The sequence below is a fragment of the Saccharospirillaceae bacterium genome (genome assembly GCA_022448365.1).
Classification (GTDB): Bacteria; Pseudomonadota; Gammaproteobacteria; order Pseudomonadales; family Oceanobacteraceae; genus Bacterioplanoides.
Map to the genome: position 1 here is coordinate 473,257 of JAKVCS010000001.1, position 23,050 is coordinate 496,306.

Sequence of the window (23,050 nt, forward strand, 5' to 3'; positions counted from 1 at the left end):
TCTCTCAAACTCGCCATTGGAGCATGATTGCTTCAATGGCTGATGAGTCTGCCCTGCGGGCGGCTATTATTTATTGCCGGACACCAAGAACCGAACGCAACTGCGCATCAGAAAACATGTAATTCCATAGTTTATCCAGGACTTCATTCACCCACTGCTGGTTATACTCCGCATTGGGGGATGCGGCCAAACGGCGACGTTCGTTAACAGTAAACGGTTTGGTGAATTTCTCTGCCTCAGTGATCACTGTTAACTGTAGCTCCATTTCCATGCCACATTGATTAACCAGAACCCCCTCGTTACAGCTGAAATCAAATTGATTTATATCCAGTTGCACTTTAATTGGTTGCAATGGACTTGATCCACCAAAACCCAGTTGTGCTAGTGAACCCTGCAAGCGTCTGGTAAGTGTGTCAGATAAATCCTGTTGCACCAGCAAAGGAGAATTTTCCGGCAAACGTCCGCCACGGTGACCAATGCGCTTGCCCTGCTGCAAACGCTGATCAACCACACGCACCAGCGCATCTCTTTGTGGACTTATGGTACCTGCGGTGATTGGGTAGTTCTCGTTCAACTCAATGGTTTGTGGTGCCAGAACACAACCGCTTAACGACAGTAATGCCAGACTTGTTGCCATCAATTTACCCATTAGGGATATCCTTTTCAGCACGTTTAAACACCCAGGTATCGGCATTAGAATCTTCGCCACTGAAGCGGTATCCAGCAATATCAAACGCTTTTAATTCTTCTACGTTGTCTATGCCGTTTTTCATTATGTATGCAGCCATCAAACCACGCGCCTTTTTCGCATAGAAACTGATGATTTTATACTGACCATTTTTCTCGTCTTTAAATACGGGCGTAATTAAATCACCCTGTAATTGCTTCTGTTTTACCGACTTAAAGTACTCATTGGACGCGAGATTAACGATGGTTTTATGGCTGTGTGTTTCAAGCTCGGTATTCAACGCATCAGTAATAATGGTGCCCCAAAATTCGTAAAGGTTTTTACCACGTGGATTCTCAAGCTTGGTACCCATTTCCAGACGGTACGGCTGAATTAAATCCAATGGCCGCAATAAACCGTACAAACCGCTGAGAATACGTAAATGTTGTTGCGAGAACTCCAGCGTCTGCTGGCTGAAAGTTTCGGCTTCCAGACCTGTGTATACATCACCTTTAAAAGCCAACACCGCTGCCTTGGCATTGTCTGCAGTAAACGGCAGCAGCCAGTCGTGATAGCGCTTTACATTCAGCTCAGACAATGCCGGGCTGAGTTTCATTAATGCGCCAACTTCGTCTGGAGAATAGGGTTTTAACACATCCACCAGTGCCGCAGAATGATCCAGAAAATCAGCCTGGGTTGCAGTTTTAGTGGTCGGTGGCGTGTCAAAATCCAATGTTTTAGCAGGCGACAACAAAGTCAGCATAACAACATATCCTTCTTAATAACCCGGTCGGGAAGCAATTCGTTAAGATGGACGATATCATACCAGTCCTGTCGCTCTGCCTGAATCCGTTAACCGGCGAAAAACCATGAAGTGTATTAATCGACCCGATTACATCAGCCTATGTTTCGATCAACCGCAGCAGATACTCAGCTCTGCGGTATTCAACGGAGGCTTCGGCGAGGCGCACTCGCTGTTAAACCTAAAGGTGAACCAATACGCCAAACCACCATTTGAGCCACCGGCACAAACCCTGAGTGCCAAGGCCCGCGAGTTGCAGCTACCGCTGCCGGTAACCGCAATGATGACCGCAGCATCAATGAAGTCGCTGCGTCATCGAAAAATATGCATTGCCAACCATACCGTTCAGGCCTGGGTAACCTGCGGTTTGAGTAATCTGTTGCGACCAGGTGACCCGGTTCAGGAAGTGACGGACATACCGGAACACGGCACTATTAATATCTGGCTACACTGCGGCACACCATTAACACCAGCAGCACTGGCCGAAGCGCTGATTCTGCTGACCGAAGCGAAAACAACGGCGGTTCGAGACTTTCAGCTCAAAAGTCGCGAAACCGATCGGGATGCCAGTGGCACCGGTACCGACAGTCACGCTGTACTCTGCCCCATTGCAGTAAAAAATACCCGCGCCAGTGAATATTGCGGTAAACACACACAACTGGGTGAAGCCATCGGTTTGGCGGTTTATCAAGCTGTGAGTGAGTCCATTCAGGCCTGTCTAAACAACCTTAAGGCATGATCCAACCTACCGTGCTGATTTCCCACCCAAATTGGGTAACCCAATGGCAGTTCAGGCCATTTCATAACGCCTCTTGTGCCAATGAGGCATTCCTCAAGCCTTGCGACACTGTATGACGACTGACCTGCATCGGTGTTGTTTCATTGACTCCCGGCAAGGTGTTACAAATAACGTGTTAGAAACAAAATGTGGCGTCGGGTATGCACACAGCACAATCGCAACCGGCAGTGTCAGTCAGCAGATAAAGTTAATAACCAGAAACAATAAATCCTGTAACAACAAACCGAACAACAAAAGGGCGTTTTCATGGCAAAAGATATTCAGGGTCTGGGTCTCGGCCTCGCCAGCAAATTTGCTGGCAGCCAATTTGCAGAAAAATACAAGCTGCGTAAATCTGCAGAGAAGATGGCTTACCTGTCGACCAAAACGGGTTTTAAAATGGCAGGAGAGTTGTTGAAACGCGCCAACAATAAGAAAAAAGTCGACAATAATATGTTGTTGCCAGCACCCGCCAAAAAAAATGTGTTATTCGATCTGAGCCTTACTGAAGAGCAACAGATGATCAAAGACACGGTACGTGCTTACACTACCGATGTCATCCGAGACCTGGCTCTGGATGCGGATGAAAACAAGGCCCTGCCGCAAGACTATCTCACCAACCTGATGGACATCGGCCTGAACTATTTTTCAGTACCAGAGGCATTAGGAGGTGCGGCACAAAGTTATAGCCCCACCACCAGCGCCATCATTGCAGAAGAGCTGGCGTGGGGAGATATGGGGCTGGCGTACGCGGCACTGGCACCCACTGCGGTCGCCAACGCCATTGTTCGTTGGGGCACGGCAGAACAAAAGAAAAATTATCTGCCGCGGTATCTGGAAGAGACGCCGGTTAAAGCGGCAATCGCAGTTCAGGAAGCGCATCCATTATTCGATGCCAATAAACTGAGTTGCAGCGCCAAGAAAACCAAAAAAGGATATCTGATCAACGGCCAGAAAACCCTGGTGCCGTTTGCTGGCGATGCCGATTTATATCTGGTTGCAGCCATGCTGAAAGGCAAACCTGCGGTCTTTATTGTGCCGGGTAAAAGTGCCGGTATTCACTTTAAAAAAGTACCAGCCATGGGGTTACGTGGTGCAACCACCGGCCAACTGACCTTAAAAAATGTTGAGCTGGCCTCGGACGCATTGTTAGGCAGTGAAGGGTTCAGCGCCTCACCATCCAACTACCAGGAATTTATCGATCTGGGGCAATTACATTGGTGTGCGCTGGCCATTGGTACCGCTCAGGCTGCGCTGGATTACGTAATCACCTACTGTAATGAACGAGAAGCCTTTGGCGAACCCATCAGCCACCGTCAGTCGGTTGCATTTTTGATTGCTGATATCGGTATTGAACTGGATGCCATGCGCCTGTTGACGTGGCGTGCGGCAGCTTTGGCAGAAGAAGGGAAATCGTTCCATCGCGAAGCGTTTCTGGCACATACCTTGTGCGCCGAAAAAGCCATGAAAATTGGTACCGATGCGGTCCAATTGCTGGGCGGCCATGGCTTTACCAAGGAACACCCTGCTGAACGCTGGTATCGGGATTTACGGGTACTGGCCTGTAACACCAGCGGCATGCACCTGTGATTGAAAGTAACTGCATTGCCGTAACAGGGTTCACAGTCGGTCGGGATGGCTTAGGTATTTATTGAAGCATCCCCCTTACTGAATAACAGCTCACACAGATCAAATGAGTGCCCTTCTCTGGCGAATGCGTTAACCCTTCATAGGTGTTTAAGAAAAAGAATTAATAGGAATAAAAGAAATGATTAATTTAGAAGTTCCAAAAAAGTTTCAGCCGTTGGTAAACCAGGCGCGTCAGGTTGCGGAAAATGTCTTCCGTCCTATTTCACGTAAATACGATGCCAGCGAGCATGCCTATCCGGTAGAACTGGATATGCTCGCCGCCATTATGGATGGTATGAACGACGCGGTGGCGCAAACCGGTATCGGTGAAGGCGCTGGCGCTGGTAAATTAAAACAAGACGCTAAAAAATCGGAAGGTATTCAGAATGGTACCAACCTGTCGACGGTTCTTGGACTGCAGGAGCTGTGCTGGGGTGACGTCGGTTTATCTCTGACATTGCCGCGTCAGGGGTTAGGTAACGCAGCCATTGCCGCTGTGGCTAACGATGAGCAAATGGCTCGATTTGGTCATAAGTGGGCCGCCATGGCAATTACTGAACCCGGCTTTGGTTCTGACTCCGCGGCAGTGCGCACCACCGCGGTTAAAGATGGTGATGACTACATCATTAACGGTGAGAAAATCTACGTCACGTCTGGAGAACGAGCTGATGCGGTAGTGGTATGGGCCAGTGTCGATCGCTCATTGGGCCGGGCTGCGATTAAATCGTTTGTCGTAGAAAAAGGCACCCCGGGTATGGAAGTAGTACGATTGGAAAAGAAGCTGGGTATTAAAGCATCGGATACCGCGGCTATTGTATTCAGTGATTGTCGTGTGCCCGCAGCCAACCTGCTGGGATCACCAGAGGTCAATGTCGAGAAAGGTTTTGCCGGTGTTATGCAGACCTTCGACAATACGCGCCCGGTGGTTGCCGCCATGGCAGTGGGTGTAGCCAAAGCATCCATTGATCGTACCCGTGAAATTCTCAGTAAAATGGGCGTAAAGGCCGACTATGCAACATCGGTAAAAAATGCCAGCCAAATAGAAGCGACGTTATATCGCTACGAGGCCGAATGGGAAGCATCACGATTGTTAACCCTGAAAGCTGCTTGGATGGCAGACAATGGTAAGCCGAATTCAAAAGAAGCATCAATGGCAAAAGCCAAAGCAGGCCGTGTAGCCAATGAAATTACTCTCGGGTGTGTCGAGTTACTGGGCACTCTGGGTTACTGCGAAGATGAGTTGCTGGAAAAGTGGGCGCGTGATTCAAAAATCCTCGATATTTTTGAAGGCACACAACAGATACAGCAGTTAATTGTCGCACGACGACTGTTAAATAAATCCTCTGCTGAGCTGAAATAAACTGCGATTACAAGCCTCTGTCTGTCCTCGCACAGGCTTTACGTATTTCTGCTATAGGCTTTAACAAAAGCCTATGGCAGACTCGTTTCTATACTGAAAAAACTCATCCCCCAGCTAAAACAACAATAAAAGGATCTGCTATGTCTGATGCTGCAAAAACCGTTTCTTTAGGGAATATTGTTAGTCAATTAATACGCCAGCTTCCGGATATGCCTACCACCCTAAAAGGGGTAGCAGCTCTGGCAGGTACGAAACCGAATAAAAACAAGTCCATTGGTCTGTTGCTGGAAAAGCACGCAAAGAATCAGCCGAATCATATTGCTGTTCGCTATCAGTCGATCACTTACACCTACGGTGAATTAAATAAACAGGCCAATCGCCTGGCACATTTGATTGCCAGTCAGGGCGTGGGGATGGGTGATACTGTGGGTATTTTACTGGAGAATCGCCCGGAAACGTTAATCGCCGTATTAGCCACGGTAAAGCTGGGCGCTATCGCCAGTATGATGAACACCTCACAACGCGGTGAAGTGCTGTTGCACAGCATTACACTGGTGTCGCCCAAGTTGATGCTGGTTGGCGAAGAGATGCTGGAAAATATGGCCACGGTGGAACAACAGCTACCGGTTGAACTGACAACGCAACTTTATTACGTCAGAGACACGGGCCATAAAGAAGCCCCCGCGCACTATCAGGATATCGAACCACTCTGCGCACAGCACACAGGCGATAACCCCGCGTCCACCAAACAGGTAAAAATGCATCAACCGTGCTATTACATTTTTACGTCCGGTACGACAGGACTGCCAAAAGCGTCTGTTATGAGTCATTACCGCTGGCATAAATCGATGGCAGGAATGGGTCTGGCATCGATGAAACTGAAAAAAGATGACGTGTTGTATGTCTCCCTGCCGCTCTATCATAACAATGCCTTAACGGTTTCTCTGGCTGCGGTGTTGGGTGCCGGTGCCTGTATTGCCATTTCACGTAAATTCAGTGTCAGCCGCTTCTGGGATGAAGTTCGCGATTACGGAGCAACCGCGTTCTGTTACATCGGTGAATTGTGTCGCTACCTGCTAAACACACAACCAGCGGCCAATGATCAGGATCATAAAATCCGGGTCGTTATTGGTAACGGGTTACGTCCGGATATCTGGATGGAATTCAAACAGCGTTTTGGTATTCAACACATTAACGAATTTTATGGCGCCAGCGAATGCAACCTGGTGTTTACCAATGTCTTTAATCTGGATAAGACCGCTGGCTTCTGCCCCCTGCCTTACAACATTGTCGAATACGATATCGAACAAGATGCACCTGTGCGTAATAACAAGAACTACATGAATCCGGTAAAAGCAGGCAGCACCGGATTATTAATCACTGAGGTCAATGACAAACAGCCGTTTGAAGGTTATACCGATGAAGAAGCCACGAATAAAAAACTGTTTCGTGATGTGTTCAAAAAAGGGGATTGCTGGTTTAACACCGGAGACATGGTGTTAAATCAGGGTTACGGCCATATCGCGTTCGCCGACCGCCTGGGCGATACCTTCCGCTGGAAAGGCGAAAACGTTGCCACAACAGAGGTCGAATCGGTATTAATGGATTATCCCGACATTGAACATGCCGTCGCTTATGGTGTAGAAGTTCCCTACACCGATGGCCGTGCAGGCATGGCGGCCTTGACGCTGAACACTTCCGCAGACAAGGTCAATTGGGGCGCAGTCACCCGGCATCTGCGCGAAAAACTGCCCACCTATGCCATTCCTTTATTTTTACGTATCCGCGAACAGGAAGAGATTACCGGTACGTTTAAATACCGCAAAGTTGAGCTGAAAAAAGAAGCGTATCACCTTGATCAGGTGTCTGAGCCAGTACTGGTATTAGCCAATAAAGCGCCCAGCTACGAAGCGCTCAAAACCGATGCTGAAAGTCAGATTAACAGTGGTGAATTCGCACTCTGACCAGGTTCAAGACACGGTTCAGGAGAAGCGTCCCCCAGGCCAACACCATCAGAAAGGCCCAGCAGAATACAAATGGGCCTCGGACGGGGGACGACTCAGCAACATTAATAACATTATCTTTTGCAGAATCGCACAAAATCCTGACCAAGTGGTTACCCAGAAACGGAGAAAATTTGCCATCCAGCCTCAGTATTTGAGTGCTTTATGCTAGAATGCGCGCCTTTCAAATCTCAGCAGCGGTATCTGCAGATTGTCAGACACCCAGCCTGAGTTAAATACGCATTACACAGCAAAAGGTGTCTCCATGACTGTACCCGTCGGAATTATTATGGGCTCCAAGAGCGATTGGCCAACCATGCAACATGCGGCCGATATGCTGGACAAACTGGGCGTTGCCTACGAAGTCAAGGTCGTTTCGGCCCACCGCACTCCGGATTTGCTGTTTAGCTACGCCAAAGAAGCTCAGGGGCGTGGTATCAAAGTTATTATCGCTGGTGCTGGCGGTGCTGCTCACTTGCCCGGTATGGCGGCTTCACAAACGTCTTTACCTGTATTAGGTGTACCGGTTAAAAGCCGCGCGTTAAATGGTATCGATTCGCTGCTGTCGATTGCACAAATGCCGGGTGGCGTGGCCGTAGGCACCCTCGCTATTGGTGATGCCGGAGCTAAAAATGCCGGCCTGCTGGCAGCACAGATTCTGGCAACCTCGGATGATGAGCTGCTGAAACGGGTTGATGCTTTCCGCGCGGAACAAACCGAGACGGTATTGTCACAACCAGACCCTCGCGACGCTGAGTAATCTATCGACCCGATCAGGCGGCTATTGTGATGAGACACAGTCAGCCTGACCTCCCTATTCCATTGATGAGCAAACGAGACACCCGATGAAAATTGGTATCTTAGGAAACGGCCAGTTAGGCCAGATGTTAGAGTCCAGTGTTACCGATCTGAGTGATCTGGCAATCTCCCTGTACGATCTGCGCGCCCATGAAGAAGGTAAGCTGAACGCCTTTGTCAACGAGGTCGATATCGTTTCCTACGAAACCGAAAACATTCCGGCGCACATCGTGGAACTGCTGGAACCGGTTGAAGACAAGGTATTCCCGAGCCTGAAAGCACTCAAAGTATTCCAGAACCGTTTACTGGAAAAGAATGCGTTACGCGCTGCCGGTATCGATACCGCTGATTTCTGTGCGGTCAACTCGCTGGAAGACGTACACACCGCGATTGAAACCCTCGGTCTGCCGATTGTGATGAAAACCACCACCGAAGGTTACGACGGCAAAGGTCAGTTTGTATTACGCACTGCGGAAGATGCCGCCCCCGCCTGGAACACCATTGGCAACCGCGAACTTATCGCCGAAGCTTTCGTCCCGTTCCTGCGCGAAACCTCCGTGATCGCCAGTCGCGATCGCGACGGTAACGTTAACGTCTGGCCAATGACCGAAAACGTACACCACGAAGGCATCCTGCGTTATTCCCTGTATCCGGCCACGGGCCTGTCTGACGACAAAGCACAAATCGCAGAACGTTATATCCGTGACCTGGCCAACAGCCTGGATTATGTCGGCACCATGACCCTGGAGCTGTTTGAAACCGAACAGGGCCTGGTCGCCAATGAAGTGGCACCTCGCGTTCACAACTCCGGCCACTGGTCGATTGAGGGCGCCGAAGCCAGCCAGTTCCGTAACCATATGCTGGCGTTAAGTGGTAAACCACTGGGCAATACCGACTCCAAATACCCGGCAGTAGCCATGTTAAATGTGATTGGTGAAGAGGATTCTTCATTAAAAGCCGACAGCCTCAGCAACGCTTACCGTCACTCTTATGGTAAAGAAGCACGTCCGGCCCGGAAGCTTGGGCACATTACCGTCGTTGCCGACAGCGTTGAAGAACGTGACCTGACAATTGATGCCTTAGTCGACGTCATGCCGGAAGGTGTGTGGAATAAAGGGTAACTGAGGTAACATAACACCCGGTTAACCCAGTTATTTTGAGATTATTAGAGACAGTTGAGATGGCAAAATCTCTGCAAGAACAGCTTTTAGCGGCTGGCCTGGTCGACAAGAAAAAGGCCAAAAAGAACGCCAAAGCAATGAAAAAGCAGGAACACCTGCAACGTACCGGCCAGGAAAATGAGCTGGATGTTGCCAAGCAAAAAGCGGAACAAGCACGCCAGAAAAAGGCCGAGCAGGATCGCGAGCTGAATCTGAAGCGTGAAGAAGAAGCGCAGCAAAAAGCCATTCAGGCGCAGATTAAACAGCTGATTGATACCAACGCCATCCGCAGCGAAAAAGGCGACATCAAATACCAGTTTGTTGGCGCCGACAACAAGATCAAACAACTGTACGTTGATCAGGCCATCTGGGATCGCCTGAGTCGTGGTCAACTGGCAATTATTGCCCAGGGAAAAAGCCACGCGGTGATTCCCGTGCCGGTAACCGAGAAAATCCGTCAGCGTGATGAAAAACTCTTTATCTATATCGCAGAAAACCAGAGCGCCGAACTGGAAGAAGACGATCCGTATGCGGCATACCAGATCCCAGATGATCTGATGTGGTAACAGGAGCGAGCTCATGGAAAAACGAATGGTCGTGGCACAACTTGAGTGCCCTGCCCGTCAGGTACCTTCCGGCGTTCCGACTCTGATTCCGGCTGGCACCTTTGTCACCATCAATCAGGCGCTGGGCGGCAACTACACGGTAACGGTTAACGGCAATATGATGCGCGTTGATGGTACCGACGCTGCTGCACTGGGCCTGGAAGCGGAAGACATTCAGTTTGAAGACCGCGGTGATAACGCCGTTCATAAAGATCAGATTGAACAGGCACTACGTACGATTTTTGATCCGGAAATTCCGATTAACCTGCTCGATCTGGGTTTAATTTACGGCATTGATATCGACGGCAGCAAAGCGCATATCCGCATGACGTTAACCGCTCCGACCTGCGGCATGGGTCCGGTGTTAATTTCCGATGTAAAATACCGTGTGGCGAAAGTGCCGAATGTATCCGAGGTGGAAGTTGAACTGGTGTTTGATCCGCCCTGGAGCAAAGACATGATGACGGAAGAAGCCCAGCTGGAAGCGGGTTTGTTCTTCTGAGGCAAGCAAGTCTTTGATAAAAAAACAGCGGCGAGTTTGCCGCTGTTTTTTAGTTGTGATGCAGTCACCTTAACGACTCAGAAATCCAAATTCGCGATTATAAAAAGTCGTGCGTAGAAACCGTTATTTCCATACACCCTGCGTGGCAACGACACCCGCATAATCCAGAAATGAACGCGCTGGCCGACCGAGTATTGTCTCCACAGTATTCGTGATCGATTCATTGCGACCATCCAGTACGTTGACGAATAACTCATGAATTAACCAGGCCATATCATCCGCCATCCCATGCTGTTTGGCAGCTTCAAGGTAGGCGTCCACAGGCACCGGAATGAAGGCAATGTCACGATCCACAACCTGGCTGATGTGCCCGACGCAGTACTCAAATGTCAGTAGCTCAGGGCCGGTAACTTCAAACAACTGATTCTGTAATGCCGGATCGGTTAACGCAGTAACCGCAACGTCGGCGATGTCATCCACATCAATAAAAGGCTCTGTTGCGTTCGGCTGTGGCAGCACCAGCTCACCCGCTTGGATACCGTCGAGCATAAAGCTCTCACTGAAGTTCTGCATGAACCAGCTGGCACGCACAATATTCCAGCTCAGGCCGCTATTGATGACCGCGTTTTCTGCCCGCTGCGCCCCATCCTCGCCACGACCCGATAATAACACCAGATGTTTAACTCCCTGCTGCCGTGCAACGTCAACAAGTTCACGAAGATCATCTTCTGCTTGCGGAATTGCCAAATCCGGGTGATAGGTCACATAAGCCGCGCTAACCCCCTGTAAGGCAGCAAACCAACTACTGCGGTCGCTCCAGTCAAAAGGTATCTCGCTGGTACGCGATAACCCGCGGGTTGAGTAACCCAAACGGTCCAATCGCGATAACACCCGTGCGCCGGTTTTACCTGTTGCGCCGATTACGGCAATTATTTCTGTAGCCATTACTTCACCTTCCAGATAATTAATGAGTGGCTACCAGTGTAAAACTGCGCAACTTGATATTACTTTGCTGTATCGCCATACTTTTTGGCAGTTCGTCCAAATCAGACTTTACCGTTAGCCGATGGAAGCGAGAGTAGCCGATGAGCGACCAGCATGTGTCTGGGCAAGGCGTCAATAATTACCGGGAAATACCGCGCGCCTCCGATACGCTTGGTGACACGTTATATTCATTACGACTTGATGGTGTCATTTACGCCAGCTCAGAATTAATCTCTCCCTGGGGCATTGCCATGCCAGCCCTAAGTGGGAAGATGATGTTCCACATCGTTACCGAAGGTGGCTGCTGGCTGCGCTTTAAAGATGGTGAAAGTCATTATCTGAAACCGGGTGAGCTGGCACTCATTCCACGTGGTGAAGGTCATTGTATATCTGATACCACGAAACAACGTTGTGCGCCTTTTTTCGATATTCCGGTAATCCGCTTATCCGATCGATTTGAATTAATTCGTTATGGCGGTCGCTCTCAGGCAAATAACACACATTCCAGCAACGGCCCGCCGGATACTCGCCTGACCTGTGGTGTATTAAATTTTGACCAAGTGCTGGGGAAGAAATTAATAAATCAATTACCACAGATTATTCACATCACCAGCGACGATGACACCTCAACGCAACACTTACAGACGCTTCTGCAATTAATGGGGCAGGAAGCACGCACACTATCGCCCGGCGGTGAAACCGTAATTGCCAATCTGGCCGATATCATTGTTATTCAGGCGTTACGCCATTGGCTTAGCCATTCACCGCAAGCCAACATCGGTTGGCTGGGAGCACTGAAAGACCCGAAACTGGGAAAAGCTCTGACCGCAATTCACAACAGTCCGGAAACCAGCTGGACCGTTCAGCAACTGGCACAACAAGCGGGGATGTCACGTTCTGGCTTTTCCGCGCGTTTTACCGAGGTTATCGGTACCTCGGTTAAGCAATATGTTACCGACTGGCGCATGAATTTAGCCCGACTACGAATTATGCAATCGGACGTTACCCTGGCGCAGTTGGCTGATGAACTGGGTTATCAATCGGAAGCGGCATTTTCACGCGCGTATAAACGGGTTGTCGGAGAACCGCCGATGCGAGCGCGAGCGACGGCGGAATAGGCACTCTGGCTTGGTCCGACAATCACGAGAAAGTCAGTAACGGTAATCCTCAGTTGAACGACACCGGTACTTCAGCATAATTGTCTAAGCAGGTTTGGTTGTCGTCTTTATCACTGCAGAAGGTCGCCATAATAAAGCCCGATTGCGGCAAACTCTGTGAATCAAATGTCAGCGATAGCGGGAAGGTCACATTAATGTTCAGTGTCATCACGCGCGCTCCGACATCCCTGGTTTACGTGACTGCCAACGTATCACAGGTTACCGACAAAGACGTCAGGTACTTACAGCCGAGCACATAAGAGATATCGCCTCTCATGGGGGGCAATGGAAAGCTGAATCCTGTCAGTGAAAACAGCGGGTCTGTCAGAACCTCACGCTCGACTGGCTCATCATCGAAATAAAATTTTAAGCGCTCATCCGATGGCTGCCCTTCATAAACACGACTTGTCGAATTCACCGTCAGGCCAATATAAAACCTGCCGCTGTCCATATTGGTATGCAACTGCGCCTTACCATCAGATACTTCGGCGTTACCTGTTACCCGCATGGAATCGATTTTACTGAGGCTGTTATTACCGTTGGTGCCCGTTACTTCGATACGGGTCGCGTTGTTCCGTAAAGACTTAGCAAGTCAAGCTGAAGCGGGTTACTTCCAGCCCTGCCGCCATTGAGCATCATCCTTCAGATCTTGCCAATCGATTGCGCACTCGTTGTGTGTCATCACCGCTTCAATTAAGCAGTGGATAACGTCACCTTCCTCGTCAAACTCGACTTCGGTAATCATAAAGTGCTTTTCTTTGTTTTTCGGTTTAACGGCAGTCCATTTGCTGTTGAGAAGTTTTTTCGGATTAATTCTGTTCAAGGGTATCCCCTGTGGTTTCATGACAGCCCGGCACATCGAAGAATCATAGTAATGACACCTCACTGACTCAGATAGAATGTTCTCAGGTGAAAGGTGTCATGGTCAAGGAAGACGAAACAGAGTCCAGGCATATCTGAGAATCGGTTAATTCAAATCAACCGATCTTCAGACAAACGAAATATCTGCCACTTTAATCACAGTGCCGGAGACCCAGATATTTGTGATAACGTCATCTTCAGTTTCTGCGGAGGCAACAATTTCGCTGGGCCGGCCTAACAACCTTCCCTGCGAAATAGTGATCGGATTTTCTGTTGAACAAACCCGGTGCTTGTACAAGTAGGCTGCCGTCGGGCCAGCCGCACTGCCAGTGGCGATATCTTCAACAGAACCATCGTTATCCCAGGTTCGTCCCTCAAAATTATTGATATCAAAGATATAAACGAACTTAGCCCCGAAACTCTCCAACAAACTTTCAAAATCAGAGACAGAGATTTTTGCATTCTCCAAACCACTTGAAACAGGAACAATTAAGTACGGCAAGCCGGTCGAAATTACTTCCAGAGGATAGTCCGTTAAGTTCATCGTATCCAGATTGAGAGCAACACGTACTTTTTCCGTTTGATCGACATTGAGTACACCCAGAAACTCGGGCTTCCCCTGATCCATCGAGGCTTTGAAATACTTGTCAGTCACTTCAGTTTTGACATGTACGGTCTTTCGGTTCAACACAATATCCCAATCATGGTGGTTATTGTTACCGTATTCGTCATGTAAATGTGCCGCTAAACCAACCACGGGATGACCAGCAAAGTCTAACTCTTCATCAACTGTGAATATTCTGGCCCTGACCGAAGAATCCGTGATGCGTTCAGAGATGAATATTGATTCAAATTGTCTCATCTCTTGCGTTAGTGCCAGCATTTGCCGGGCATCCAGTGATTCATAATCGTAGAAAATGGTCAGGCCGTTACCTGAAAGCCGCTGTTTAGCAAATACATCAACCAGTTTACATTTCATCATATTCTCTTTACTTATCTGGGTTCACAAAGGTGGGTTGCTGTTTCTTGACAATCAGACAGACTATTTTTGATGTTGCTTTTCATTCTATTCTCCCAGTAACTGGTCACTGCGTCTGGATACGGAGGAAAGACAACCAAAGCCCCATTGGAATGCATGGAATTCTATGTCTCATGAGACAGATTTATCAAACATGATGTTGTATTTTTCTGTTCTCATGAATCTAAAATTCTGGCTGGTTACGCGTTCGTTATTTACTAAATACTCGCAGCCAATCTGGTAACTTTTTCGTGCCAACCTTCGATATCCTTATGCTTCGACGATATTACCGGACCAAAATATGTAGTCCGGTTGTTCTTGATACCAGAAAAATCTAACACGGTTCTCTTTAAATGCTTGTAAATCACATTACCTTGAATGTATTTATACCAGAAAACCGGAGTATCAAGCGTAACAATCATTTCCGCCGTTTTACCTTTCAATAGCTTCTTGGGTATCGCCTTACCTTCTTCGTATTTAAACGCAAAACCCGGAAGAAACGTCCTGTCTATGAGTCCTTTGAACTTTGCCGGTACCGTACCCCACCAAACAGGAGAGAGAATGACTATGTGTTCAGCCCATGAAATCAGTGCTTGTGTATTCACTAAATCAGGTTCCAGCTGCTGAATCGTTTGATAACCCTCCTTCAAGTCTGGAGTGAAATCCAGGTCACCAATGTGAATCACCTTCACTTCATATTGACTATTAACGCTATCCGTATACTGGTTCGCTAATGACTTGGTTAAGCTATCAGTTTTAGGATTTGCGTTTATCACCAGTACTCTTTTCACAGTTCACCTCACAAGACAAAACTGGGTCAAGCGACCCAGTTATTGAGACTAGAGCCATACAAACAGATTGTCAATATAAACTGGGTCGATTGACCCATTGAGATTCGTAATATAACCTGAGCCTCAATCAGAATATTTGATCTAAAGGGTAACCAGTTGAGTAATCGAGGTGTTGAAACCAAAGGACAGATTATGGACGCAGCCCTGTCCGTATTAAAAGTCTCAGGTGTGGAAGGCCTTACGATGCGTGGCGTTGCTGCGACAGCAGGCCGGAGTCTCAATAATATCCAGCATCATTTTAAGAATAAACAGGTTCTTTTAAACGCCTTAACAGAACACTACTTCGACCAGTGTAATGACACACTTCAACAATATTCTCCTGGAAAACTGCCCACTGATCCGAAACAAGAACTGTATAACCTTATTCTGTTCGTACTAAAACAAACGGAGCAAATCAACGATGCCTGTATCGTGTTCAGGGAGCTTTGGGCTGTATCAATGCGCGATAGAGAGATTGAAGATAAACTCAACCAGTTTTATTCCGCATCAGTGGAAAAGTTATGTTCATTCTGGGAGCAGTATGATGAAAATAACGCAGCACATGCGGCTGCAATACTGCTACCGTACATTGAAGGCTACTCCATACAACACAAAGCGCTACCGATTACTACCGATGAAATTGCGAAGATGCTTACGGATATTATTTATTCTGTGCTGACACGAGAAATCAATGCCGCGGGCGAACCCTCCCACATTCCGTTTTAGGCTTAATCTCCATCATTTAATTATAACCGATGCTCTTGCTGATCGTGCCCAGCTTACACATTCTGGGCGAAACGCCATAGTACACCGCTTGGATCGAATACCACGAATTCAAGCATGCCCCAGGGCTGCTGATTAACTTCAGAAATTTTAACCTTATATTTATCCGCTATCCGTGAATCTTTAATAGATTGATGCCAACAATAAACATCTTCTACAAGCATGTGCATCATGAAGTTCTCAGCGCTACTCTTTTGATAAAAATCCTGAAGTAAGAAGCTGGAACTTCCATGATGGAAATAAGCAATACCATCGGTGTCTGATGCCAAAGTAAAGCCCATATCCGCATAAAAGGCTTTCGATAAATCAAAGTCCTTTGCCGGTACGAATGCCTTTATTTCGATTGTATTCAGATTGCTCAATGCTCAACTCTCCTTTCGGTTCTTATGGTCGTTATGTTGTATTGGTTAGAATAGCATTACCTCTTTCTGACATAACGGCACCAGCCATAAAGGGCATGAAATGCCCTCTATCGATTCGGCCCGTTATAGCTTGGGTCGTGTGCATCCATAATAGCCTTAGCTATCGCTTTCAGATCCGTTTGGTAACCATCATCCAACGTGTACGTGTCCAGGTCGATACCATAGATCGCATCGATCCAGATGTATTCGACCAAATCCTTTAGCAGTTGACCTCCATGCCCTTTGTAGTCTGTGAATAGTGAACTTTCGCTGTTACCCTCAAAATTGTCTATATCGGTCAGGTTGCCCGCCTCAAACCGGGTTCGTAACTCATTTACCCCTGCACCGTATGGAATGGTGTAGATGACTACGCCCGGATACTGCGAACGCAGGTCGTCGACTGCTGGTAACACCAAGGTGTTGTAAAACAGCTCCCAGATTTCGCTGTATTCTGCTGCGTCAGCATAGTCGGTGGGATAATCAATCCATGGTATGCCAATGAAGAATTCAGTATCTGGATTTTGTGCCAGTGCGTAGTCAAACCAGCTTTTCCAGCCGTCCAGCGACAATATCGGGTCGCCGTCAGGTGTGAGTGCTGAGTCACCGTCTGCGGTGAGCTGCCAATCGCAACAGGTCATACCAAATACGTCGACATCGCCGGCATTCAGTACCGCTTGTATATTATTGCGATGCTCCGCATCCTTCCATAGTGACAAAGGTGTACCCGAGGCACCGCCTGAAAACTCGACGCTCTGACTATGACCGTCAACGCCCGTGCGTGAAGCGTGAAAAGGCATCTCATCGGCAAACGGCCGGAAGAAACTGTGGCCCATCATCATCATTTTATCGCCGGGAATAAGCGTGGGCTTGGCAGCAAACGGAGGCTGTGGATTATCCGCGAGAATCCGGCCAATAAACGCATCCACGATGTCCTGCGCGGGTGATACATAATTGGTGGGCACGTGGGTTTCACCTGGCAATAAACTCACTTGATGCGGACTGTTTGGCTGATTATTCACCGACTCTGTAAGCTCTTCCCAGACATACTCACAATTGGTCAGACCGCGCACGGCGGCTTCAGGTACAGCCGATTGATGGCCGATGCAGAATGGGTCCTGATCACCGCCAATAAACAATACCGGCACGTCATCGAAGCCAGCGTCAATACGGTCTTCTGCGGCTGAACCTTGGTCAATATCAGCAAAATAGCCAATTTTATCCGACGCCTTTTTCGAGTCGTAGCCGCTTTGATAGGGGGAGTTCCCTGCAAATTCGTCCAGTAATGGCAGCGCTCGCTCGCCCAGATAGAAATCCGAGACGATTCCGGTTAACTCGATGCCTTCAGCTGCATAGCTTATCGCCAGATTAAAGGCGCCAATGCCACCAGCACTGGTGCCATGAGCAAATACATGGGTCGTTGGATAATTCGCTACGGTGTAATCCAGCGCAGCCATGGTCGCCTGCATACCGTTGACTTCAGCAGCAGGATCGGGGTGATTCAGATAAGGGGTTCCCAGGCCAGAATACAAATCATGGTCACACATTGAAACCAACAGCAAGCGGTAGCCCTCCTGCAGACGCCGGGTCAGGGTAATGTCCTGACGCTCTCCATTTTCAGTCGTTCTTGTTTGCAATTGAGTGACGAGGAAGTCGTTAAAGGTTTCTTCGTGATTCCAGGAGTCTTCCGTTTGCCCGTTAGTGCCGAAGTAGGCGCCGTTTTCGCCGTAATAACCACTCCCACCACCGTGTAAATAAACCCACAGAGGGGCTTCATCATTGGCACTACCATTGACAGGATTGACAACCATGAAGGTGTAGTAACCACTGAGGCCACATTCGTAAGTGCTGTTGCGATAGAATTCAAATTCAAACGTTTCAGCCGTATCAGTTTGAGTAAGACTGTCGGCGGCGTTAATACCAGCCGTTGTCCGAACTACCGGCAACGCGTTTGACGGATCGCTTGCACCGCTTGAGTACTCCTCATCCGCCGTATTTTCATCACCCGCGTCACTGGCACTGCCTTCATCACACCCTGCGATCATTAACCAGACTGGCAGACAGAGAATGATCATTCTGAGAACAGACAGGGTTCGTACCCCAGACGTTCGATCGGCGTTGTTAGTCAACATCATATTGGCAACTCCTCGCTGCATGGCTTTACGTACTAAACGCGCAAGCCGTCGAGTGGTTGACAATGGATGATAAAAAAACCGCCTGCTATCGTAGATAACAGACGGTTTTAAACTAAACCACTTATCGTTCAGGCGTTAAGAATTAACGCTCAGCTTCTTTGCGTTTGTCTTTATCAAAGGCGGTCATCGCCATGTAGAACACCGGGGTAAACAGCAGACCAAAGAAGGTCACCCCCAACATACCGGCGAACACTGCATTCCCCATGGCCTGGCGCATTTCTGCGCCGGCACCGGTTGCCAGCACCAGAGGTACGACACCCGCGGTAAACGCAATGGACGTCATCAGAATCGGACGTAAACGCAATCGACAAGCTTCCAGAATCGCGTCCAATCGCGATAAACCACCCCGGTTACGATCACGAGCAAATTCCACCATTAAAATGGCGTTTTTACAGGCCAGTGCCACCAATACAATCAAGGCGATTCGGGTAAAGATATTGTTATCACCACCATCGATAGCGACGCCTAACAGTGCCGATAAAATGGTCATGGGTACGATTAAAATAATCGCCATTGGCAAGGTCAGACTCTCATACGTTGCTGCTAACACCAGGAAGACCAACAGCACCACCAGCGGAAAGATATAGACCATAGTGTTACCGGCCAGAATCTGCTGATAAGTGACTTCGGTCCATTCGTAGGCAATACCATCCGGCAGGTTTTCATCCAGAATTTTGCTCATCGCAGCCAGCGCCTGATCTGAGCTGTAACCCGGTGATGGATTACCGTTCAATTCGGCACTCATATAACCGTTGTAGCGCATAACCCGATCCGGCCCTGTGGTTGGTTTGATTTCTACCATCGCCCCCAGAGGCACCATCTCACCGGCCGCATTACGCACTTCTAAGCGCAGAATATGTTCCGGGTCTAAGCGGTATTGTGCATCCGCCTGAGCATTAACCTGATAAGTCCGGCCAAACAGGTTGAAGTCATTCACATACACAGAACCCAGATAAATCTGCAACGCATCAAACACTTCACTCAGTGGCACGCCCTGTAGCAATGCCTGCTCGCGGTCAACACTGATATCCAGCTGCGGTACCTGAATACGGAAACTGGAGAATAATCCAGTTAATGCCGGGTCTTGCCAGCCCATGCCCTGAACTTTTTGCAGCGCTGCAAATAAGGCATCAAAACCTAAGTTGCCGCGATCTTCCAGCTGCACTTTAAAACCACCAGTGGTACCCAGTCCCAAAATGGGAGGTGGTGGGAATACCGCCACAAACGCTTCATCAATGGCGCCATATTGAGCATTCAGTGCACCTGCAATGGCAAACGCATTTTGTGATGGGTCACCTTTGCGCGCTTCAAACGATTTTAAAGGCAGGAATACAATGGCGGCGTTCGATGAATTAACAAAGCCGTTAGCAGATAAACCTGGAAAACCAATGGCATTGGCCACACCTGGATTTGCCAGGGCGATGCCGGTCATTTCACGCACCACTTGTTCGGTACGATCAAGGCTGGAAGCGTCCGGCAATTGCGCAATCGCCACCAGGTACTGTTTATCCTGTGCCGGGATAAAACCACCCGGCACATCGTTAAACACTTTCCCGGTTAACGCTAATAGACCGAAATACACCAGACCAACAATGGCACCAAAACGAATCAAACGGCGCACGGCACCTTCATACAGGTCCGAGCTTTTATCGAATAAACGGTTGAATGGACGGAATAACCAGGCACCAAAGATTTTATCCATGCCGCGGGTTAATGCGTCTGGTTTGTCGTCATGACCTTTCAACAAAATGGCTGACAGCGCCGGAGATAAAGTCAGCGAGTTAAAGGCTGAAATTAACGTTGAAATGGTGATTGTCAAAGCGAACTGTTTATAGAACTGGCCACTTAACCCCTGAATAAAGGCAGTTGGAATAAAGACCGCACACAGTACCAGTGCAATGGCAATAATTGGCCCGGTTACTTCAGTCATCGCTTGTTTGGTAGCTTCAACCGGTGACAAACCATTGCCGATATTACGCTCGACATTTTCAACCACCACGATGGCGTCATCCACCACGATACCAATCGCCAATACTAAGCCGAACAACGACAGCGTATTAATCGATACACCTAACCATTGCATCACCGCAAAGGTACCAATTAATGACACCGGTACCGCAATTAACGGAATAATCGACGCACGCCAGGTTTGCAGGAATAAAATAACCACCAATACCACCAGCACAATCGCTTCCAGCAGTGTGGTGATTACCGCATCAATCGACCCACGTACAAAGACCGTAGGATCGTATGCAATCTCATAGCTCATACCGGCCGGGAAGTTTTCTGACAGCTCCGCCATTTTTGCCCGTACCGCATCCGACAGCGCAATGGCGTTCGAACCCGGGCGCTGAAAAATCGGAATGGCAATCGCATTCTGGCCGTCTAACAACGAGCGCAATGCATAGGTATTTTCACCGAGTTCAACACGAGCAACGTCTTTTAAGCGGGTAATAGCGCCCTGTTCACCGACACGAATTACGATGTTCTGGAATTCTTCTACCGTGCTTAAACGCCCCTGCACATTCAGCAAAATCTGAAACTGATTTTCACGCACCATAGGTTGTGCGCCCAGAGTACCCGCCGCCACCTGACGGTTTTGCTGGCGTACTGCGGTTATGACATCACCCGCGGTTAAACGGCGTTCCGCCAGCGCTTCTGGTTGTAACCACAAACGCATGGAATAAGAACCACCACCAAACAGCTGAACATTACCCACACCTTCAACCGCTTTTAGTTCGTCTTCGATATAAATATCGCCATAGTTGGCCAGATAACTGTTATCACGCGAGCCATCCGGCGAAAAAATATGCACCACCATGGTGAGGTTCGGTGAGGCTTTTTCGACGGTGACACCGAAACGTTGTACTTCCTGCGGTAAGCGCGGTAATGCCGTATTAACACGGTTCTGAACCTGTTGCTGTGCCCGGTCTAAATCGGTGCCCAGCTTCAGGGTAATGGTTAATGTCATGCGGCCATCAGCGGTCGACTGCGACGACTGATACAACATATTGTCGAGGCCGGCCATTTCCTGCTCCAGCGGTGACGCTACGGTATCGGCAATCACCTTCGGGTTAGCACCAGGATAGTTAGCGGTTACTACCACCGTTGGTGGCACCACTTCCGGGTATTCGCTTACCGGTAACTGGAATAATGAAATGCTGCCACCGATTAAAATCAGCAACGACAATACCGATGCAAAAATCGGCCGGTTAATAAAAAAGTGACTGAAATTCATCTGCGCATATCTCCCGAATCAGTACTATTCGACCAGCGCCACGGCGCTGCTCTTCACAGAATTTTCGATGCGGGTCAGCGGAATTTTTTTATCCAGCACTGAGATGTCAACGTCCACTTCCCGTGGCTCAATCGGCATGCCAGGGCCAACGCGGGCCGGACCATTAACCGCAATACGGTCACCTTCTTTTAATCCGGTTTTAATCACACGTAAGCTGCCGATACGGGTACCCAAAGTTACCAGGCGATATGCCAGTTTATTTTCGACATCAACCGTTAATACAAAACGGTTTTTCAGATCGGTGCCAATCGCCGTTTCCGGTACCAGAATGCTGCTGGTTTGCTGGTGAGGGGCAATACGCACACGGGCAAACGCCCCCGGACGTAATTTGTTGCTGTCGGTTGGGAACGTGCCACGCACTCGCAGAGTGCCGGTATTAAAATCAACACGGTTATCGATAAAGTCGAGTACACCCATGTGGCCGTAATCGTCTTCACCGGTTAATTGCAAATACACCGCCAATTGAGTGTCGGCAGTAACATCAGCGAACTGAGCATTCCAGGTACGTTCATCGATATCAAAATAAGCGTGAACCTGTTCCGTCGATACCAGATTGGTTAATACACTGGCATTGGCATTAACCGTGTTGCCCGGTTGGATAAAGGCATTCGAGGTGTTGCCATTTAATGGCGAGCGAATCTCGGTAAATTCCAGATTCAGGCGCGCAGCTTCCAATGCGGCTTCAACCGAAGCCAGCTCTGCACGACGTTGTTGCGCCTGAAATATCCGGGCGTCAGCCTCTTCCGCAGAGATGGCTTTGTTTTTACGCAAACTGGAGCTGCGGCGTTCTTCTAACTCAGCCTGTTTTAAGGCGGCTTTCGCGGCATCACGCTGAGCTTTTAAACGATTCACCTCTGCAGCAAACGGACGAGGGTCCAATTTTACCAACAGGTCGCCTTGATCAACCCGGCTGCCTTCGGTGAATTCGATGGATTCAATCACACCGCTGACGCGAGGACGCAATTCAACAGTCTGAGGCGCCTGCAAACGGGTGGTGAAATTACTCCAATCGACCACATCTGCAGTAACAACACGGGCAACATCAATCGGTTGCAATGGTTGCTGCGTCGCGCCTTGTGGAGTATCCGCCTGCTCTGATGAGCAGGATGCCAACAATACCGCTGCACTCAACATGGCTACCAACGGTAATTTGAATGATTTCATAGCTTAAATTTCCCTGAAAAGGGCCTCCCAATTGATGGAGCACACTTTACGCGCGCGG

Annotated in this window: 22 protein-coding genes; 10 read left to right on the forward strand and 12 right to left on the reverse strand. The window is 48.8% G+C overall.

Annotated elements, in window-relative coordinates; genetic code table 11:
* Window positions 1-70: 70 nt before the first annotated feature.
* Window positions 71-649 carry a YajG family lipoprotein gene (locus MK185_02145; protein ID MCH2039421.1) on the reverse strand — a complete coding sequence of 193 codons (579 nt, stop codon included), beginning with the start codon at window positions 647-649 and terminating at the stop codon, window positions 71-73.
* Window positions 642-1,430, reverse strand: a complete 789-nt coding sequence (gene yaaA, locus MK185_02150; GenBank protein ID MCH2039422.1) for a peroxide stress protein YaaA — start codon at window positions 1,428-1,430, stop codon at window positions 642-644. The genes MK185_02145 and yaaA overlap by 8 nt, the downstream gene beginning before the upstream one ends.
* Before the next feature lie 106 nt (window positions 1,431-1,536).
* On the opposite strand from yaaA, the gene MK185_02155 reads away from it, so the two are divergent.
* The 8 genes from MK185_02155 to sufT all read left to right on the forward strand — a co-directional run bounded on the left by MK185_02155 (window position 1,537) and on the right by sufT (window position 10,304).
* On the forward strand, window positions 1,537-2,208 hold the full coding sequence (locus MK185_02155; protein ID MCH2039423.1) for an adenosylcobinamide amidohydrolase: 672 nt from the start codon (window positions 1,537-1,539) through the stop codon (window positions 2,206-2,208).
* Window positions 2,209-2,514: 306 nt separating this feature from the next.
* Entirely contained in the window at window positions 2,515-3,837 is a 1,323-nt protein-coding gene (locus tag MK185_02160) for an acyl-CoA dehydrogenase family protein (GenBank protein ID MCH2039424.1), read from the forward strand.
* Between the two features lie 178 nt (window positions 3,838-4,015).
* The gene (locus MK185_02165; GenBank protein MCH2039425.1) at window positions 4,016-5,236 is read left to right on the forward strand and encodes an acyl-CoA dehydrogenase family protein; all 1,221 of its coding nucleotides are present in this window, start codon (window positions 4,016-4,018) and stop codon (window positions 5,234-5,236) included.
* Window positions 5,237-5,376: 140 nt separating this feature from the next.
* Entirely contained in the window at window positions 5,377-7,200 is a 1,824-nt protein-coding gene (locus MK185_02170) for a long-chain-acyl-CoA synthetase (GenBank protein ID MCH2039426.1), read from the forward strand.
* Between the two features lie 304 nt (window positions 7,201-7,504).
* A complete protein-coding gene (gene purE, locus MK185_02175; GenBank protein MCH2039427.1) occupies window positions 7,505-7,999 on the forward strand; it encodes a 5-(carboxyamino)imidazole ribonucleotide mutase in 495 nt (164 codons plus the stop codon).
* Window positions 8,000-8,084: 85 nt separating this feature from the next.
* Entirely contained in the window at window positions 8,085-9,158 is a 1,074-nt protein-coding gene (locus MK185_02180; GenBank protein ID MCH2039428.1) for a 5-(carboxyamino)imidazole ribonucleotide synthase, read from the forward strand.
* A 59-nt stretch (window positions 9,159-9,217) separates the two neighbouring features.
* Window positions 9,218-9,763: a DUF2058 domain-containing protein gene (locus tag MK185_02185; GenBank protein ID MCH2039429.1), complete on the forward strand. Its 546-nt coding sequence runs from the start codon at window positions 9,218-9,220 to the stop codon at window positions 9,761-9,763.
* Between the two features lie 13 nt (window positions 9,764-9,776).
* Window positions 9,777-10,304: a putative Fe-S cluster assembly protein SufT gene (gene sufT / locus MK185_02190; GenBank protein MCH2039430.1), complete on the forward strand. Its 528-nt coding sequence runs from the start codon at window positions 9,777-9,779 to the stop codon at window positions 10,302-10,304.
* A gap of 123 nt (window positions 10,305-10,427) precedes the next feature.
* Here sufT and MK185_02195 read toward each other — a convergent pair whose 3' ends face one another.
* Window positions 10,428-11,249 (reverse strand): NmrA family NAD(P)-binding protein, encoded by an 822-nt coding sequence (locus MK185_02195; protein ID MCH2039431.1) that lies wholly within the window; start codon window positions 11,247-11,249, stop codon window positions 10,428-10,430.
* Between the two features lie 140 nt (window positions 11,250-11,389).
* Here MK185_02195 and MK185_02200 point away from each other — a divergent pair, with 140 nt between their 5' ends.
* Window positions 11,390-12,406: an AraC family transcriptional regulator gene (locus MK185_02200; protein MCH2039432.1), complete on the forward strand. Its 1,017-nt coding sequence runs from the start codon at window positions 11,390-11,392 to the stop codon at window positions 12,404-12,406.
* 49 nt (window positions 12,407-12,455) lie between these two features.
* On the opposite strand, the gene MK185_02205 is transcribed toward MK185_02200, so the two are convergent.
* From MK185_02205 to MK185_02225, 5 genes are all read right to left on the reverse strand, one after another.
* On the reverse strand, window positions 12,456-12,614 hold the full coding sequence (locus MK185_02205; protein MCH2039433.1) for a hypothetical protein: 159 nt from the start codon (window positions 12,612-12,614) through the stop codon (window positions 12,456-12,458).
* Between the two features lie 24 nt (window positions 12,615-12,638).
* A complete protein-coding gene (locus tag MK185_02210) occupies window positions 12,639-12,953 on the reverse strand; it encodes a hypothetical protein (GenBank protein MCH2039434.1) in 315 nt (104 codons plus the stop codon).
* 99 nt (window positions 12,954-13,052) lie between these two features.
* Window positions 13,053-13,268, reverse strand: a complete 216-nt coding sequence (locus MK185_02215) for a TIGR02450 family Trp-rich protein (GenBank protein MCH2039435.1) — start codon at window positions 13,266-13,268, stop codon at window positions 13,053-13,055.
* Window positions 13,269-13,433: 165 nt separating this feature from the next.
* The gene (locus MK185_02220; GenBank protein MCH2039436.1) at window positions 13,434-14,285 is read right to left on the reverse strand and encodes a PhzF family phenazine biosynthesis protein; all 852 of its coding nucleotides are present in this window, start codon (window positions 14,283-14,285) and stop codon (window positions 13,434-13,436) included.
* Window positions 14,286-14,542: 257 nt separating this feature from the next.
* On the reverse strand, window positions 14,543-15,115 hold the full coding sequence (locus MK185_02225) for an NAD(P)H-dependent oxidoreductase (GenBank protein MCH2039437.1): 573 nt from the start codon (window positions 15,113-15,115) through the stop codon (window positions 14,543-14,545).
* A 192-nt stretch (window positions 15,116-15,307) separates the two neighbouring features.
* Between MK185_02225 and MK185_02230 the strand changes: the two genes are divergently transcribed.
* On the forward strand, window positions 15,308-15,880 hold the full coding sequence (locus MK185_02230) for a TetR/AcrR family transcriptional regulator (GenBank protein ID MCH2039438.1): 573 nt from the start codon (window positions 15,308-15,310) through the stop codon (window positions 15,878-15,880).
* A 53-nt stretch (window positions 15,881-15,933) separates the two neighbouring features.
* On the opposite strand, the gene MK185_02235 is transcribed toward MK185_02230, so the two are convergent.
* The 4 genes from MK185_02235 to MK185_02250 form a co-directional block, all read right to left on the reverse strand.
* Window positions 15,934-16,299, reverse strand: a complete 366-nt coding sequence (locus tag MK185_02235) for a VOC family protein (protein ID MCH2039439.1) — start codon at window positions 16,297-16,299, stop codon at window positions 15,934-15,936.
* A 107-nt stretch (window positions 16,300-16,406) separates the two neighbouring features.
* Window positions 16,407-18,470 (reverse strand): hypothetical protein, encoded by a 2,064-nt coding sequence (locus tag MK185_02240; GenBank protein MCH2039440.1) that lies wholly within the window; start codon window positions 18,468-18,470, stop codon window positions 16,407-16,409.
* Between the two features lie 142 nt (window positions 18,471-18,612).
* Window positions 18,613-21,768, reverse strand: a complete 3,156-nt coding sequence (locus tag MK185_02245) for an efflux RND transporter permease subunit (protein MCH2039441.1) — start codon at window positions 21,766-21,768, stop codon at window positions 18,613-18,615.
* Between the two features lie 24 nt (window positions 21,769-21,792).
* The gene (locus MK185_02250; protein ID MCH2039442.1) at window positions 21,793-22,992 is read right to left on the reverse strand and encodes an efflux RND transporter periplasmic adaptor subunit; all 1,200 of its coding nucleotides are present in this window, start codon (window positions 22,990-22,992) and stop codon (window positions 21,793-21,795) included.
* Window positions 22,993-23,050 lie beyond the last annotated feature (58 nt).